This window comes from Flagellimonas algicida (genome assembly GCF_049629585.1).
Lineage (GTDB): Bacteria > Bacteroidota > Bacteroidia > Flavobacteriales > Flavobacteriaceae > Flagellimonas.
This window is the reverse complement of sequence record NZ_JBMYIX010000001.1, coordinates 646,009-661,933: the sequence shown is the minus strand read 5'-3', so window position 1 is coordinate 661,933 and position 15,925 is coordinate 646,009. Positions and strand designations below refer to the sequence as shown.

The window sequence follows — 15,925 nt, the reverse complement described above, 5'->3', positions numbered from 1 at the left end:
CACATAACTGTCAATGAGTTAATCTACACACTTACAAATGTAAAGTTTTTGTTGAAAGAAAAAAACCCAATGGTATCAAAATCCCTTATAAATCCTTGCTATTTGGGCCTTTATGGTATTTTACTCACAACAAGTGGATGCCATCCTCCTGAAGATTGATCTTTCTTTGTCGGTACAGAATGCCTATCCCCTTTTTAAAAGCCTTTTTGCTCATGCGCAACATCTGCTGTATTTCTTCTGGAGAAGATTTATCATGCAAGGGCAGAAATCCATCGCTCTGCACCAACTTATCATAGATCATTTTGGCCGTGGGCTCCAACATTTTCGCCCCAATGGGTTGAAGGGACAGGTCTATTTTTTTGTCCGCCCTCACATTTTTGACATATCCTTTAAGAGCGTCCCCAATAGAAATGGGCCGGAAAACATCACTTTCAAAAATGAGTCCTTTGTGCCTTTCATCCACAATGACCTCCCATCCCAACGGGGTTCGTCTATAGACTAGCAAATCCACCTCATCGTTTATCTCATAGGCCACTTCCACATTGGATAAAAACTTGTCCACCTTGCTGGAACCTGTCAAGCGGAATGTCTTTTCATCCAAATAACAGTGTACTACATACTTTCTCCCTTCTTCCATTCGAACGGTCTGTTCCTTGAACGGAACCAACAAGTGTTTCTCCACGCCCCAGTCTATAAAAGCCCCGAACTCCCCTACTTCAGCCACTTCCAAAAAAGCAAAACCATTTCTAATGATGAGCGGCTTCAATGTAGTGGCTATGGGGCGTTCATGATTGTCCAGATAACAGAACACCTCCATGTCCATGTCTATCTTAAAATCTTCCGGGACATATTTATTGGGTAGAAGGATCTCGGTTCCTTCATCATCTCCCAAAAAGAGGCCTACGCTGGTACTTCGCAGTACCTTTAGGGTGTTATAATTGCCTAGTTGAATCATGTGGCAAAGGTAGATTGAAATTATGGGTATAAAAAAAGCTGCCCATTCAGCAGCTTTACTTGTGGTGCCTTTTCTTACGTATAGATGGATTCCTTTTTGAAATGCTTGGCCAACATATAATAAATCACAGCACGATATTTATTCTTATCCGACCTACCATAGGCATCTATGACCGTATTGATGGCTTCGGACAATTCGGGACCATCCGAAAGTCCCAGCTTTTTGATCAGGAAATTGTTTTTTACCGTTTCCATCTCCTTTTCATTGGACCCGGAAACTTTTGAAGCGTCCAAATTATAAATGGAAGGTCCCAATCCTACGGTTACCTTGGTCAAAAGGTCCATATTGGGTTCCTCTCCGAATTTTGTTTTGATCTCCTCTGCGTACTTCTGGATGAGTTCGTCTCGTTTGCTCATTTTTAAATGGTTAATGTTGATGATGTATACTTCCCCTAAGATATGAAATCGAAGTAGCCAAGCAAAATTTTATCGTTCAGCAATCGAGGGGTGCTAACCTCCAAGATCTTGGGACTGCCAGACGCATCATAAAAACCGGTCAACCCGTTCTTCAACTGTGCCTCATCATCCACTTTTTGATACGAAAACCCATACATTTTCGCCAAATGTTCCGCCGTATGGCCATGATGGGTTTCGAAAAAGGTAGAAAACTCACCCGTATCCTCATTTCCGGGAAGAATCCTAAATATGCCCCCTCCTGAGTTATTGATCAAGATAATTCTAAAATCTGGACGCATGTGAGCGTTCCACAACGCATTGCTGTCATAGAAAAAACTCAGGTCGCCCGTAATCAAAAGTGTGGGCTCTTCTGTAAAAATGGAGGCGCCCACCGCCGTGGAAGTGCTTCCATCTATCCCACTCGTACCCCGGTTACAGAATACCTTCAGTGAAGGGTGCATGGGAAACAATTGGGCATACCGTATGGTGGAACTATTGGCCAAATGCACCTGATACCCTTTGGGTATACCGCGTAGAATCTCATTAAAAACCGAAAAATCCGTGAATGGAATTTGTTCCAAATACGTCCTGCGCTTTTCTTCATAGCCTTCTTTTACGTTGAGCCATTTGGTTTTGTAGGCACCAAGGGTACTTTCATCAGGAAGTATAGCCTTGAAAAAAGTGTTGGGGTCTACCTTTAAATGCTCAGACAGACAAAAGAACGTATCAAATGCCTTTTTGGGATCCACATGCCAATGGGTCTTGGGTTGATACTTTCGTAAAAAAGCCTTGATCTTTTTGGAAACGATCAGTCCACCAAAAGTGACCAGCAAATCCGGTTGCAAATCCTGAAAAAGGGTTTCCCGATCGGCTGATTTTTCTATAGGGGCGATAATACTGTCAATACTGGAAAAGAAATCTGGATGATGCAGATTGGACGTGGTCTCGGTGAATACCAAGGTGTTGCCATCTTGTGCCAAGGCTTCCAGCACTCCCCTCTCCATAATATTGGGCTGGTTTACCCCCACCAGTACCATTTTCCGTTTACTGGTTTTCCAAACCGAAGCGAAACGGTCCCAATCCATTTGGACTTTTTCCAATTCCATTCTTTGTTTATCCGCTGGAATGGGGATGGTAGGCTCTGATACCGTCCCATACAAAGGTTCCTCAAAAGGAATGTTGATATGTACCGGGGATTTTTCAAAGAGTGCGGTTTGCAGCGCTTTCCCGATAGTGGCTTCGTTATAGGCCTGTATATCTTCTTGATTTTCTTTTGAGCGTTCCCCTCCCCATTTGGAAACGGAAGCAGCAGCATGTGAAACATCCTGCTTCAAATTGGCGGAGTACCCTACGTGCTTTTCCAATACATTTTCTTGACGGATGGTCTGGCCGTCACCAATATCAATGCGATAGCTGGGACGATCTGCCGAAACCACGATCAATGGAATATCACTGTAAAACGCTTCGGCCACGGCAGGGTAATAATTCAACAACGCACTGCCCGATGTACAGACCACGGCAACCGGTTCCTGTAATTGCTGCGCCATGCCCAAGGCAAAAAAAGCAGCGCATCGTTCATCCACAATACTAAAGCACTTAAAAAATGGATACTTGGTGAACCCCAAGGTCAAGGGAGCATTTCTAGAACCCGGGGAAATCACAATATTTCTGATACCTCGGGATTTAAAATGTAAGACCAATGTCTGCGCCGAGGGGATATCTGAGTACATCATGGAGTACAAAAATACACCTGAAAATGGGATTGCCCTAAATTATGCCATGCCAAATTACAGGATATTGAGCATGGTCCTGCTTTTATTCTGGGTCTCAATCCATTCCCGTTCCGGGTCAGAGGCCTGTGTTATCCCCCCACCTACGAAGATTGAAGCTGTGTTACCCTGAAGTTCCATACACCTCAAGTTCACAAACAAAGAAACTTCTGCCTTGACATTGAGATTGAGTTCGCCCAAAAATCCCGTGTAATAGGTTCGCTGATAGTCTTCATTTTCCAAGATAAAGGTCTTGGCCGCTTGGGTCGGGATGCCACAAACCGCAGGTGTAGGGTGCAATAGGGAAATGATTTCCCGCACGGAACTATTTTGAGACAACACACCTTTGATTTCGGACCGCAAATGCCAAAGGTTTCCCGCCCTAACAGATTTGGCAGCTTCTACATCCAAGGTTTCCATGGAAGGGGTCAAACGTTCCTTAATGTAATCCGAGACCATTTGCTGTTCCTCCAGTTCCTTTTGGCCCCAGTTTGGGGTCTCTCCCTGAACAAACGGAAGGGTGGCCGCCAAGGACATGGTGCGCATTGTTTTGTTTTGAATCTGTACCAAGGTTTCTGGGGTGGCACCACACCAAGTGCCTACTTTAGGATGGGAAAACAGATAGCAGAACGCATTGGGGTACGACAGCAAAAGTTTCCCGAAAATTTCGGTGATGGGTTTCTCGGTTTCCTTTTCCAATTTTCTGGAGAGGACCACTTTTCCCAATCGGCCTGCAGCGATTTCCTGAATTCCTTTTTGCACCAAATCAAGATGGGCCTGCCTGCCTATTTCAGTAACGGAAATCTCTTCAATCGAAGGACGAACACTACTGGTATGCCCACACAAATACATCTCATCCGGTTTGAGCAATACCGCTCCATTCTCCAAACGGAACGGGGCAAAGACAAATCCACTTTCCGTAAAATCCACGACCGGGTGCAAGCGATCATCCGTTTGAAAGACTGCCTTTATTTGGTCCTCCTGGGGTTTCCGATAAATACAGAACGGTAGACCTTTTTGAAACCAAAGGTCCACTTGTTCCATAATGGTTGTAAAATCCTTATTCTCTGGGTAGGGCAATGGTGGTAAGTTTACAGTTGGAAATGAGTTTCCCTTCTTCGTCGGTGACCTTGATCTCCCAAAGTTGGGTGGTCCTTCCCCTATGCAACATGGAAGCACGTGCATACACATAGCCTTCCTTTATGGACTTGACATGGTTGGCGGCAATTTCTATACCTCGAACAAAGAATTTTTTTCCATCCAAAAAAACATAGGAAGCGGCACTGCCCACACTCTCGGCCAATGCTACGGTGGCCCCTCCATGGAGAACGCCATCGGGTTGATGCACTTTTGGAGTTACCGGCATACGGGCAAGTAAAAAATTCTCCCCCACATCTATGTAATCTATATCCAAGGTTTCCATCAATGTCCCCTTGCAAATGTCGTTGCAAACGGACAGAATTTTCGCTTTATGCGCTTCCATCGTTCTATTTTTTTGTAAAATTACACAAAGCTTAATCAATAGTACCCCTACAATCCACTTTATGTTCCCCAAAGAAGAAACGGTAACGTACACCGCTAAAAACACCTATCTTACGCAGAATTCACTGGGAGAAAAAACCAAAAATGTTTGGTTGGTATTCCACGGCATTGGCTATCTAAGTCGATATTTTGTGAAGTATTTTGAAGGTCTTGACCCCGATGAAAACTATATCATTGTTCCCCAAGCCCCCTCCAAGTATTACCTCAAGAACGAATATAAATATGTTGGGGCCAGTTGGTTGACCAAGGAGAATACTTCCATGGAGATTGAAAATGTCATCCATTATGTAGATGCGGTTCTCCAAGCAGAACAGATACCTTCCCACATAAATCTTGTTCTTTTTGGATTTTCCCAAGGGGTTTCGGTGGCCACCCGTTTCTTGGTCCATAAAAAGCTGAAATGCCATGCCTTGGTTTTATATGCCGGGGGAATTCCGAACGAACTCAAAAAAGAAGACTTTGATTTCCTTGATCGGGACACAACGCAGGTAAAATTCATCTATGGGGATAAAGACGAGTTTATAACCCCCGAACGGTTAGCTTCTGAAAAGGTTAAAATTGAAGACCTGTTTCAAGGAAAGGCTGAAGTTCTGATGTTCAAAGGTGGTCATGAGGTGAAACCAAAACTCATTCGGGGTTTGGTCTAACCCCTATTTCTTGTCATTGGGCCCCTGTTGGGTTTCTTCTTTCTCTGGGTAATAGGTAATCACCCGGGTGATGTAGGTGTTGTTTGGGGTGATGATTTGCTTTACCCAGTTTTTTTCCTGGTGGTTATCAAACTGAAATATGTATTCCTCAACAGCTTCCGTGGTCACGGTCTTGGTCACCACCTTATCCAATACTCCATCCGAATAATGATAAAAGCGTTTCTCTTGTGAGATAAATTCCTTTTCCGCTACATTGTACAAAAAGTCTTCGCTGGTAACCAGTTTACCGTTTGGACTAAAAACTTCCTCAGTGGCACGGTTGGGTTCCCCATCTATATACTCCTTGGTAAGGATCACTTCCTGTACCCCTTTTTTAGTTTTCCGTTCCGACGTGCGAACGGATTTTTCCAAAATACCATTGGTAAACGTACTTACGGTAATCTCATTTTTATATGGGGTGTATTCAAAAGTGGTCTCATCCACTCCTTCGGCATTGGAAGTAATGATCCGTACCAACTTACCCTCTTCATTGTATTGGTATACCTGCTGTTCCAAGAACTGTTTGTCATAGGAAACGATTTTTTCCAATACTTTACGTTGTGGCACCGTATCAATGGTGTAAAAATTGGCCATGGAGGTAGATGCGTCCAACGTATTGTTCTTATAACTTTCCATGCGTTTTTCCACCAATTCCCCACCATCGTACTTATAATAGGTAATATCTTGATCGGAATCGTTGTATTGGGTCACCGTCCGTTTCAACACCCCCTCTTCATTAAACTCGAAAGATTCCCTGCCATAATCCGTGATCACCAGACACGACTTTACCTTCCCATTCAGGTCAAAATCCCCCACATGGAATATGCGAACCTCTTGGGGATATAGACTGAGATTCAGAAAAAAGAGAAAGAATGAAAGTATGGTGTAGTCTTTTATCATAGGACAAAATTACTTTTAAAAAGAGCAACTAAAAAATTTATGGCACATACCGTGCCTAAATTAACCCAAAGAAAATATGGACTTTAAAACTTACGATCGGGATGAAACGCATTTAGGTCCATAGATGGCTTTTCCCCAGAGACCAGCTCTGTCACAAATTTACCGGTGGCAGGACCCAAACTCCACCCCATCATGGCATGACCTGTGGCCATGATGAGATTATCAAAACCTTTGGGTCGTCCAATATATGGTAGGCCATCTGGGGTAACCGGACGCAAACCGCACTGGGCATTGTTCTTGTCTTCTTCTGATATGGTAAGTCCTTTGTAATAATGTGTTGCTCCCTTGGCAATGGCTTCCACCCTTTCTTTACGAATGATGCTATTGATTCCTGAAAACTCCATGGTCCCAGCAAAACGGGTAAAACCTTTCATTGGCGTGACCGCCATTTTGGATTCCATTAAAATTGCGGGCATGGATATTCCGGTGGGTGCTTCCACATTGATGCGATATCCTTTTCCCGCCTGCAACGGAAGCTTTATTTTCAATTTTTTGGAAAGAAGAGAAGTCCATGAACCTGCCGCAAAAACCACTTCATCGGCTACATAACTTCCTTTATTGGTGACCACTTCCGAAATGGTATTTCCTAAAATCTTCAAGTCTACCACCTCTTCGTCCTTTTTAATGGTCACTCCTACTTTGGTAAGGAAATCCACCATACTTTTCATAATCTGGGGCGGAGTGGTATGTCGGTCGCATTCGTACAAAATGGCCCCTTCGGCATTCAGTTCAACATTGGGTTCCATCTTCTGGAGTTCGGACTTGTTCAAATGTCTACCTTCCAACCCCAATGCACTGGCTTTCTCCATTACTTCCAATTCATGGTCCCTTGCTTGATCGGTCTGATACATCATGAGCAGACCTTTATCACCCAAATGAAAATCACCCAGGTCACCCGAAGCCTTCATGTCCTCATACAACTTTCTACTGATAAGGTTAATGTCCCTGATGACAGGCATAGACCGCTCCACCTTGTCCTTGGTGGATGATTTTTTAAAATACCAGGCCCATTTGAAGAAATCCATATCCAATCGGGGCTTCATATAAAACGGACTGGAAGAATTGAACATATACTTGATTCCCTTTGAAATCATTCCCGGGGAGGCCAAAGAAATAATGTGGCTAGGCGTTAAATAGCCTGCATTGACAAAAGAGGCCCCGGAAGTAATATCGGACTTGTCCAAAACCGTGACCTGGTGTCCCTCCTTTTGCAAAAAATAGGCTGTTGAAAGTCCAACAATGCCCCCACCGACCACTATGACGTTCTTGTTCTTACCCATACTTCGAATCATTTCCAAGGCAAAATATCGCCCTGTTTTAGGTTAACCACAAAGCTCTAAAATAGGGAGCCAAGATACATAAAGGGCTTGAAAAAGTTAATCAGGCGCCCATCATTTCTTTCGTAATCTTTTAAGTACTTTTGGTAAATTTTGAAAACCTATCACACAATGAAAAAAATCTGCTTGTTTGCCCTGGGCCTGATGTTTGCCTGCAACTCCTCCCAAAAAACAGTTTCAGAAAATGCCTCAACAGCAACCCAGCAAGGACCGGATTTGTCCATTACCTATGCCCATACCATTACCCAAGATGAATTAAAGGAACATTTATATACCTATGCATCAGATGAGTTCGAGGGGAGGGAAACCGGAAAACCCGGCCAAAAGAAAGCAGCGGAATACCTGAAAGCCCAATATGAGGCCATGGACATTCCAGCAGCCAAGGTAGATGGCGACTATTTTCAAAAAGTTCCCCTTGAAGTGGCCGGTGTGCCCCAAGGTAGCATCAGCATAAACAACACCACTTTTCCCTTAGGGGAAGATGTGGTGACCTTTACGGTGGCGCAAGGTGATTATAATGAAATCATATATGTAGGCTATGGGGTCGAAGACGGCAACTATTCGGATTATACCGGACTGGATGTAAATGGAAAAGTAGTTCTCATCAAAGCAGGGGAACCAGCCAATACAGATGGCACCTATGTAGTGACCGGTACCGATCAAAAATCGGTCTGGGGCAATATGTCCGATGGCATGGAAAAGAAGGCCAATCTGGCCATTGATAAGGGCGCCCGGGGAATTTTATATTATGACTCCCTAAACTACCCTCGGTACCAAGGGTATTTTAATTTTATAAAAACCAATAGTAGTGGCAAAATGGAGTTGGCCGGGGACAACAGCGAGGTGTTCTTGATCATGCTCAACGAAAAATCCGCCACCAACCTTAAAAAGGATATTGATGCCAATGCCACACCGGAAAAAATCACGGTAGACATAAAATTGAGTGTGGAAAGTGGAAACGAAAAGATTGACTCAGAAAATGTCGTTGCGGTATTGAAAGGGTCCGAAAAGCCCGATGAATATGTGATCATTTCATCGCATCTAGACCATATTGGGGTCAATGCCAATGGCGAAATCAACAACGGCGCGGATGACGACGGCTCTGGGACCGTTGCTCTTTTGGAAATAGCCCAAGCCTTTAAGCAAGCTGCCGATGAAGGCCATGGACCAAAGCGGTCCATTGTATTTCTTCATGTGACCGGAGAGGAAAAAGGGCTGTTGGGTTCCAGATACTATACGGATGTAGACCCTATATTTCCTTTACACCAAACCGTGGCCGACCTCAATATAGACATGATCGGCCGTATAGACCCCAACAGGGATGGGGACAGAAACTATTTGTATCTCATCGGTTCAGACAAGTTGAGTACGGAACTCCACAATTTATCAGAAGAGGTAAACAAGAAATACACCAACATTGAGTTTGATTACACTTACAACGATGAAAACGACCCCAATAGGTTCTATTATCGAAGTGATCACTACAACTTTGCCAAAAACAATATCCCCATAATTTTCTATTTCAACGGAACCCATGCGGATTACCACAGACCGGGCGATACCCCGGACAAAATCAACTACGATCTTTTGGAGAACCGAAGCCGTCTTATTTTCCATACGGCGTGGGAAGTAGCCAATAGGCCCAATAAGGTTCTGGTAGACAAACCCATTGAATAATATTCAAGGAATCATACAGAAAAGCCCTCCAAATGAGGGCTTTTTCATTACAAGCAAACGACAAATAAGGCTTTTAAATTTCTTATATCACCAGACTTGCCAAATGATGTGATTATTCCATATTTTTACACCAAATAAGTTCTTTACTTAATTTCTTTATCAAAACGATAAAGGTCTTCATTGAAGAATGGAGTTAAAAGGGAATCGTGTGTAAATCACGAGCTGACGCGCAACTGTAAGTCCGATCCCATTTTGGGATAGCATGTTTTTGCCATTAGAGCCATTGTCTTTCTAAAAAGATGAGAAGGCGGTAAAAATCGGATGAGCCAGGATACCTGCCTTTTCGTTCCCACTTTGTGGGATTTTGACGGTGCCTTCGCGTATAAGGCAGGTCGAACGTTTGAACTTTCCCATCAACCCGGGCAAATTCCGTACGCGTTCTTCTTGTTTTAAGGCATTGCGAAGTTGAGCTAAGGAGCTTTTATCTAATTGTTCAATTTTATAAAAGCTTTAGCAATGAAGACAAGCAATTTGGGTTACCCAAGAGTTGGTGCCCACCGTGAGCTGAAAAGGGCTTGCGAAAAGTATTGGTCGGGCAAGATTTCTTTGGAGGAACTGCTCGTGACCGGAAAGAGCATCCGAAAAGAAAACTGGAAGCTCCAACACGAAAAGGGAATCGACCTTATCCCTTCCAACGATTTTTCATTTTATGATCAGGTTCTGGACACCACTTTAATGGTGGGTGCCATTCCAGAGCGCTACAAAAATGCCCAGGCATCCAATGAAAATTTATTGGATCTTTATTTTGCCATGGCGAGGGGCTTGCAAAAAGATGGCGTGGATGTCATTGCCATGGAAATGACGAAATGGTTCGATACGAATTATCACTACATCGTTCCTGAATTTACCAAAGATCAAGAGTTTGCACTACTATCCTCAAAAGTCATTGACGAATTCAATGAAGCCAAATCACTTGGAATCCATACGAAACCTGTGCTTTTGGGTCCTGTAACCTATCTGCTACTGGGGAAGGAAAAAGAAGAGGGTTTTAAAAGGCTTGATTTATTGTCCAAGCTTCTTCCTGTATATTTTACCATTTTGGAAAGATTGACGGAAGCGGGAGCGACCTGGGTACAATTTGATGAGCCTATACTGTCCACAGACCTTACACATGAGGAACAAGAAGCCATTATCCATGTATATCATAGGATTTCAGAAAAATTCCCAAACCTAAAAACCTATTTGGCCAGTTATTTTGGGGATTACGGGAACAATCTTGATACTGTGCTTTCATTGCCGGTATGTGCACTCCACTTAGATTTGAAAAGAGGGCCCAATCAACTGGAACAGGTTTTAAAGTCCGATAAACGCAGAGAAAACATTTCTCTTTCTTTGGGTGTGGTCGATGGGCGGAATATTTGGAAAAATGACTTCGCAGCCTCATTGCAATATATTCAGCAAGCCAAACAACAATTAGGAGAGGACCGTATCTTTATATCTCCATCTTGTTCGTTGTTGCACGTGCCTTATGATTTGGACTTGGAACAAAACGAGAAAGTGCTTTCCAACGAAATAAAGGATTGGATGGCCTTCGCCAAACAGAAATTGGAAGAACTCCAAAGTCTAAAGACACTGGCCCATATCCCTGATCATGGATCCCATCCTCTTTTCAAGGAGAATTTGGCTTCCATCAAAAAAAGGGAGAATTCCACATTGATCCATAAAACCAAAGTGAAACAACGTCTGGAACAGTTGGATGAAAAGGATTACCATAGACAATCCCCGTTTGAGAAAAGGAAGGTCCTGCAAGAATCACATTTAAAGCTTCCTCTTTTTCCAACCACTACCATTGGGTCTTTCCCTCAAACTAGGGAAGTGAGACAAAATAGGTCATTGTTTAAAAAGGGGGTGATCAATGAGGAACAATATGTTGCATATCTAAAAAGTGAGACCGAAAAAGCAATAGCATTACAAGAAGAAATTGGCCTGGACGTACCCGTGCATGGCGAATTTGAACGTAACGATATGGTGGAGTACTTCGGGGAACAACTGGAAGGCTTCACGTTCACCCAAAACGGATGGGTCCAAAGTTACGGATCGCGCTGCGTAAAACCCCCTGTTATTTATGGCGATGTCTCCAGACCAAATCCCATGACGGTTTTCTGGACTTCATTTGCACAATCATTGACCAACAAACCTGTAAAGGGAATGTTGACTGGACCTGTAACCATTTTGCAATGGTCTTTTGCTCGGGATGATCAGCCCCGATCCGCTACCTGTGAGCAAATTGCATTGGCCATTCTGGATGAAGTCTTGGATCTGGAAAAAGAAGGCATCAACATAATCCAAGTAGATGAGCCTGCCATCCGCGAAGGATTGCCTTTGCGCAAAAAAGATTGGAACCATTATCTGGATTGGGCCATAGGGGCCTTTCGGCTATCTACAAGTGGTGTAAAGGATTCCACACAGATCCACACACATATGTGTTATTCCGAGTTCAATGATATTATCCAGAGCATTGCGGACATGGATGCCGATGTGATCACCATTGAGTGTTCCCGATCCCAAATGGAACTGTTGGATGCTTTTTATCAGTTCGATTATCCCAACGATATAGGGCCTGGGGTGTATGACATCCATTCTCCACGGGTTCCTTCTTCCAAAGAGATTTTGGGGCTTTTACAAAAAGCTGAAAAAGTGTTGCCCGCTTCCAAGCTATGGGTAAACCCAGACTGTGGATTGAAAACAAGAGGTTGGGAAGAGACCAAGGAGGCTCTGAAAATCATGGTTTCGGCCGCACAACAGATGAGAGATACCATTAAACAACCAGTGCACTAAAACAATGGGGCCAATGAAAATTGGCCCCTTACCCATATGGCACATCACGAGGAAAAAAATTGCCCGCGCTGCAATACCCGTTTCGAATGTAAAATGGGTTCCATCACCTTGTGTCAATGTACGACTATTGAACTCGATAAGGAAGAGTCTGGATACATTAATCTAAAATATGACGATTGTCTTTGTGCCCAATGCATGAAAGCACTAAAGGCCGAATACAGGAACTTAAAACACCAACAATCCCTAAAAAAAATACTGGGGATTTATTACAGAAAAAACCATGACAACAGCTGAACGGATAGAGCAATCCAAAACCAACATATTCAAAGCGGTATTTCCCAATACGGTGAACCATTACGATAGACTTTTTGGAGGTACTGCCCTTAGCTTAATGGATGAGGTGGCCTTTATTACCGCAACCCGCTTTAGCAGAAAACAGATGGTCACGGTGAGTACGGACCGCATTGATTTTGAATCCTCCATCCCCTCAGGAACCATCATAGAATTGATAGGCTCGGTAGTGAAGATCGGGAATACTAGCCTAAAGGTACAAGTAGATATTTTTCTGGAAGAAATGTACTCCAATACCCGTGAAAAGGCCATAAGTGGCCTATTTACCTTTGTGGCGTTGGACGAAAACAAAAAGCCTATTCCAGTATTGTAAAACCCACCACTAAACCATTGGAATATGAAGGAAGAAAATAAAACCTATGTTTCGCCCCTACTTAGTTTTGACATGTATTTGGAGCATTACCACAAATTATGTGGGCGACTACGGAGAAAAAATGACGTCACCCAACTACAGTCAATTCTAAAAAGTGAAATCGCTTCCAAGGTACGGGAAACCATCATTGAAGAAGAATATGATGCGCTTGTCCTTACAAAATCCAATCAAAATATTGTTTGGGTAAGCAACGGTTTCCAAGAAATGACGGGATACTCCAAAAGTTTTGCGTTGGGAAAAAATCCTCATTTTCTTCAAGGACCCAAAACTTCAAAAACCATTAAACTGGAAATTCGGGAACAGTTAAAGCATAGGCATGGGTATAAAGGTTCTATTATAAACTACCGTAAGAATGGGGAAACCTATATATGCCATATCAAAATAATTCCCATTTATGATCGCAACAACATTCTGACAAACTTCTTGGCGTTGGAAAAGGAATTACCTGCCGCTTAATCGGAAAAGTACACCAGCCCCTTTTTCAATATAAGTTTCCCAAAAAACAAAAGCCTCTGCAAAATACAGAGGCTCTGGGCTATTGGGTGGAAGACCGGGTTCGAACCGGCGACCTCTGGAACCACAATCCAGCGCTCTAACCAGCTGAGCTACAACCACCATTAAAAGCGGATGCAAAAATACTTTTTTGTATTGATTCAACCAAAAGATTTTACTACTTCCCTTAAGCAAAATCAACTTTTTTTAAAGGTGTCCACTTTCTGTTAAGTAAATCACATAAGGTCAACACAATATAAATTGAAGTCTATTTCCTACAAATATCGATGAAATGCATTTTTAAGCGGATAAAACACACATTTTTTGACCTTTCACAACATTTAGTTTCTTACAACAGGTATGGAAAGGTATTTTTACACTTGGTAGATTAGCGTAGTATGCCCCATAAAAAATTCAACCTTTCACTACTCCAATTCCAACTTGGGAAAGTTGCCATTCTTTGGTGCGTACTTCTGATGTCTTCATTGGCACACGCGCAACTGACCAAAAAAGATAGTCTTTCCTATAAATTAAAAAGGTTACAATCCACCAATCGGTTCAATACCAAGGACACTACCCATATCAACTTACTTTCCGATCTTGCATTCTCATATCGTTTTGTCAACAGTGATAGCCTACATAGCATTTCCAAGCGGGTATTGAAATATAGTACCGACATTGAGTATACCGGAGGGATCATAAAAGCGTTAAGCGGTATGGCCAACTACAATTCTGATCAGGGTAATCGTGAAAGATCTATGGCCCTATTTAAGGAGGCTCTTATCTTAACTGAAGAAACCGGGAATGAGCTTTCCGAATTGGACATCATCAATGGTCTGGCCCATGATTATAGTTATGAAGGCAATTATGCCGAAGCCCTGAATCTTTATCTGAAAGGAATTGATGTGGCCCGCCGTATTGATTGCAAAAAAATGCTGTCCATATTAAATGAAAATATAGCCAGCTTGTATGCCGACCAGAAAGATTATAAGAATGCCCTTATATTTTATGATACGGTACAACGAATCAACCGAAAACTGGGTGATGATATCATAGACGCCGAAACCTCGAGCAATATGGCCTCACTCTACAAGGATGCCAAGGATTTTGACTTGGCCATGTTCAACATCAACAAGAGCATCAATACGTTTGAAAAAAACAAAGTATATGATTGGTTGGCCTATGCCTATGAGGTAAAGGGAAGCATATATCTGGAACAGGAAAAATATCAGTGGGCCCTATATTGGTATGACCAGAGTAACATGCTCCACAACCAACAGTTGGATGACGATCGCGAAAAAATAAACCTGATGAACGGTATGGCCAAGGTGTACCTGGGCTTGGGTAGGGACAGCCTCTCCATGAAATACGCGAACGAGGGCCTTGAGATATCCAAAAAAATACAATCGTTGCAAGGGCAGATAGATTGTTCCGAAACGCTTTACAAGGTGTACAAAAACAATGAAGAGCATGTTGCTGCCCTTAATTATCTTGAAAGCTTCAAAGCACTTTCCGACTCCTTGTTCCGGGACAAGAACAAACAAAGCCTTTCCCTTTTGGAAACCAAAATACAGTACGAACAGGAAAAACAACAACTTATAGAGGTCAATGAAGCCGCTTTGGCCAAGCAACGGAACTATATCTACTTTACGGTAATCATCCTATTGATTCTCAGTGTGATTACATTTGTGATACGCCGTAGTGAGAAAATCCAGAAAAAGCTGAACAAGGAACTTCACGAAAAAACTGAAGCCGTAACCGAGAGGGAAAGCCAGTTGAACGAGGTGAACAAGACCAAGACCAAACTGTTTTCCATTATCGGGCACGATCTTAGGGGGCCTATTGGGGCATTACATGGATTGTTGAAATTGTACACGGATGGTGAAGTGAACAAAGATGAATTCGTATCGTTCATCCCAAAGCTTAAAGCTGATGTTGAGAACATCTCCTTTGCCTTGAACAATCTGTTATCATGGGGACAGACCCAGCTAAATGGAGTAGTTACCAAACCCAAACGGGTCTCTTTGGATAACTTGGTGAACGCCAACATACAGTTGCTTTCCGAGATAGCCTCTGGGAAATCCATCAAGATCATCAACCAATTGCCGGAAAATCCCCAAATATGGGCCGATCAAAACCAAATTGATATTGTGATTCGAAACCTTCTGAGCAACGCCATCAAGTTTACCCCGGACAATGGTCTGATCACCATTGAGGCAGTGGAAAAGTCGGGCATGTGGCAAGTAACGGTAAAGGACACTGGCATTGGAATGAACCAAGAAATCCAGAAAAAGATATTCGAAGACTCCTCCAATATCACCACCTATGGTACCAATAATGAAAGAGGTACCGGTCTAGGGCTGTCGCTCTGCAAGGAGATGATCCTGAAGAACAAGGGGAAAATATGGGTGGAAAGTGTTCCCCGCAAAGGCACTTCGTTCTTCTTCACCGTTCCAAAGGCTGAAAAACGGTATCAGCAGGCCAGTTAAT

General features: G+C 43.0%; 14 protein-coding genes, 1 tRNA gene and 1 riboswitch. Of the genes, 7 read left to right on the top strand and 8 right to left on the bottom strand.

From position 1 onward, the window contains the following. Positions 1-124: 124 nt before the first annotated feature. From ACPD8L_RS02890 to ACPD8L_RS02870, 5 genes are all read right to left on the bottom strand, one after another. Positions 125-955: a CvfB family protein gene (locus ACPD8L_RS02890; RefSeq protein WP_421809280.1), complete on the bottom strand. Its 831-nt coding sequence runs from the start codon at positions 953-955 to the stop codon at positions 125-127. 74 nt (positions 956-1,029) lie between these two features. Beyond that, positions 1,030-1,371: a DUF2853 family protein gene (locus ACPD8L_RS02885; protein WP_116218922.1), complete on the bottom strand. Its 342-nt coding sequence runs from the start codon at positions 1,369-1,371 to the stop codon at positions 1,030-1,032. Between the two features lie 35 nt (positions 1,372-1,406). After that, the gene (gene menD, locus ACPD8L_RS02880; protein WP_423941757.1) at positions 1,407-3,143 is read right to left on the bottom strand and encodes a 2-succinyl-5-enolpyruvyl-6-hydroxy-3-cyclohexene-1-carboxylic-acid synthase; all 1,737 of its coding nucleotides are present in this window, start codon (positions 3,141-3,143) and stop codon (positions 1,407-1,409) included. Positions 3,144-3,197: 54 nt separating this feature from the next. Then, positions 3,198-4,259: an isochorismate synthase gene (locus tag ACPD8L_RS02875; protein WP_423941755.1), complete on the bottom strand. Its 1,062-nt coding sequence runs from the start codon at positions 4,257-4,259 to the stop codon at positions 3,198-3,200. Next, positions 4,240-4,662 carry a PaaI family thioesterase gene (locus ACPD8L_RS02870; RefSeq protein WP_116218924.1) on the bottom strand — a complete coding sequence of 141 codons (423 nt, stop codon included), beginning with the start codon at positions 4,660-4,662 and terminating at the stop codon, positions 4,240-4,242. The genes ACPD8L_RS02875 and ACPD8L_RS02870 overlap by 20 nt, the downstream gene beginning before the upstream one ends. A gap of 61 nt (positions 4,663-4,723) precedes the next feature. Here ACPD8L_RS02870 and ACPD8L_RS02865 point away from each other — a divergent pair, with 61 nt between their 5' ends. Next, positions 4,724-5,368, top strand: a complete 645-nt coding sequence (locus ACPD8L_RS02865; protein ID WP_116218925.1) for an alpha/beta hydrolase — start codon at positions 4,724-4,726, stop codon at positions 5,366-5,368. 3 nt (positions 5,369-5,371) lie between these two features. Here the strand turns inward: ACPD8L_RS02865 and ACPD8L_RS02860 are convergent, their stop codons facing one another. After that, on the bottom strand, positions 5,372-6,307 hold the full coding sequence (locus ACPD8L_RS02860; RefSeq protein ID WP_116218926.1) for a hypothetical protein: 936 nt from the start codon (positions 6,305-6,307) through the stop codon (positions 5,372-5,374). Between the two features lie 83 nt (positions 6,308-6,390). Then, the gene (locus ACPD8L_RS02855) at positions 6,391-7,647 is read right to left on the bottom strand and encodes an NAD(P)/FAD-dependent oxidoreductase (RefSeq protein WP_423941753.1); all 1,257 of its coding nucleotides are present in this window, start codon (positions 7,645-7,647) and stop codon (positions 6,391-6,393) included. A gap of 168 nt (positions 7,648-7,815) precedes the next feature. Here ACPD8L_RS02855 and ACPD8L_RS02850 point away from each other — a divergent pair, with 168 nt between their 5' ends. From ACPD8L_RS02850 to ACPD8L_RS02830, 5 genes are all read left to right on the top strand, one after another. Beyond that, complete coding sequence (locus ACPD8L_RS02850; RefSeq protein WP_293300265.1) at positions 7,816-9,381, top strand: M28 family peptidase; 1,566 nt, start codon at positions 7,816-7,818, stop codon at positions 9,379-9,381. A gap of 154 nt (positions 9,382-9,535) precedes the next feature. Further along, a riboswitch (cobalamin riboswitch) is annotated at positions 9,536-9,737 on the top strand. Positions 9,738-9,897: 160 nt separating this feature from the next. Beyond that, positions 9,898-12,219, top strand: a complete 2,322-nt coding sequence (metE, locus tag ACPD8L_RS02845; protein WP_423941751.1) for a 5-methyltetrahydropteroyltriglutamate--homocysteine S-methyltransferase — start codon at positions 9,898-9,900, stop codon at positions 12,217-12,219. Between the two features lie 36 nt (positions 12,220-12,255). Then, positions 12,256-12,513 (top strand): cysteine-rich CWC family protein, encoded by a 258-nt coding sequence (locus ACPD8L_RS02840; RefSeq protein ID WP_423941749.1) that lies wholly within the window; start codon positions 12,256-12,258, stop codon positions 12,511-12,513. Next, positions 12,500-12,883 carry an acyl-CoA thioesterase gene (locus ACPD8L_RS02835; RefSeq protein WP_423941748.1) on the top strand — a complete coding sequence of 128 codons (384 nt, stop codon included), beginning with the start codon at positions 12,500-12,502 and terminating at the stop codon, positions 12,881-12,883. Before ACPD8L_RS02840 ends, ACPD8L_RS02835 begins: the two co-directional genes overlap by 14 nt. 24 nt (positions 12,884-12,907) lie before the next feature. Beyond that, a complete protein-coding gene (locus tag ACPD8L_RS02830) occupies positions 12,908-13,399 on the top strand; it encodes a PAS domain-containing protein (RefSeq protein ID WP_421809273.1) in 492 nt (163 codons plus the stop codon). A gap of 84 nt (positions 13,400-13,483) precedes the next feature. On the opposite strand, the gene ACPD8L_RS02825 is transcribed toward ACPD8L_RS02830, so the two are convergent. After that, positions 13,484-13,559, bottom strand: a tRNA-His gene (locus tag ACPD8L_RS02825). 274 nt (positions 13,560-13,833) lie between these two features. Between ACPD8L_RS02825 and ACPD8L_RS02820 the strand changes: the two genes are divergently transcribed. Next, positions 13,834-15,924 carry a tetratricopeptide repeat-containing sensor histidine kinase gene (locus ACPD8L_RS02820; protein WP_423941745.1) on the top strand — a complete coding sequence of 697 codons (2,091 nt, stop codon included), beginning with the start codon at positions 13,834-13,836 and terminating at the stop codon, positions 15,922-15,924. Position 15,925: the final 1 nt, after the last annotated feature.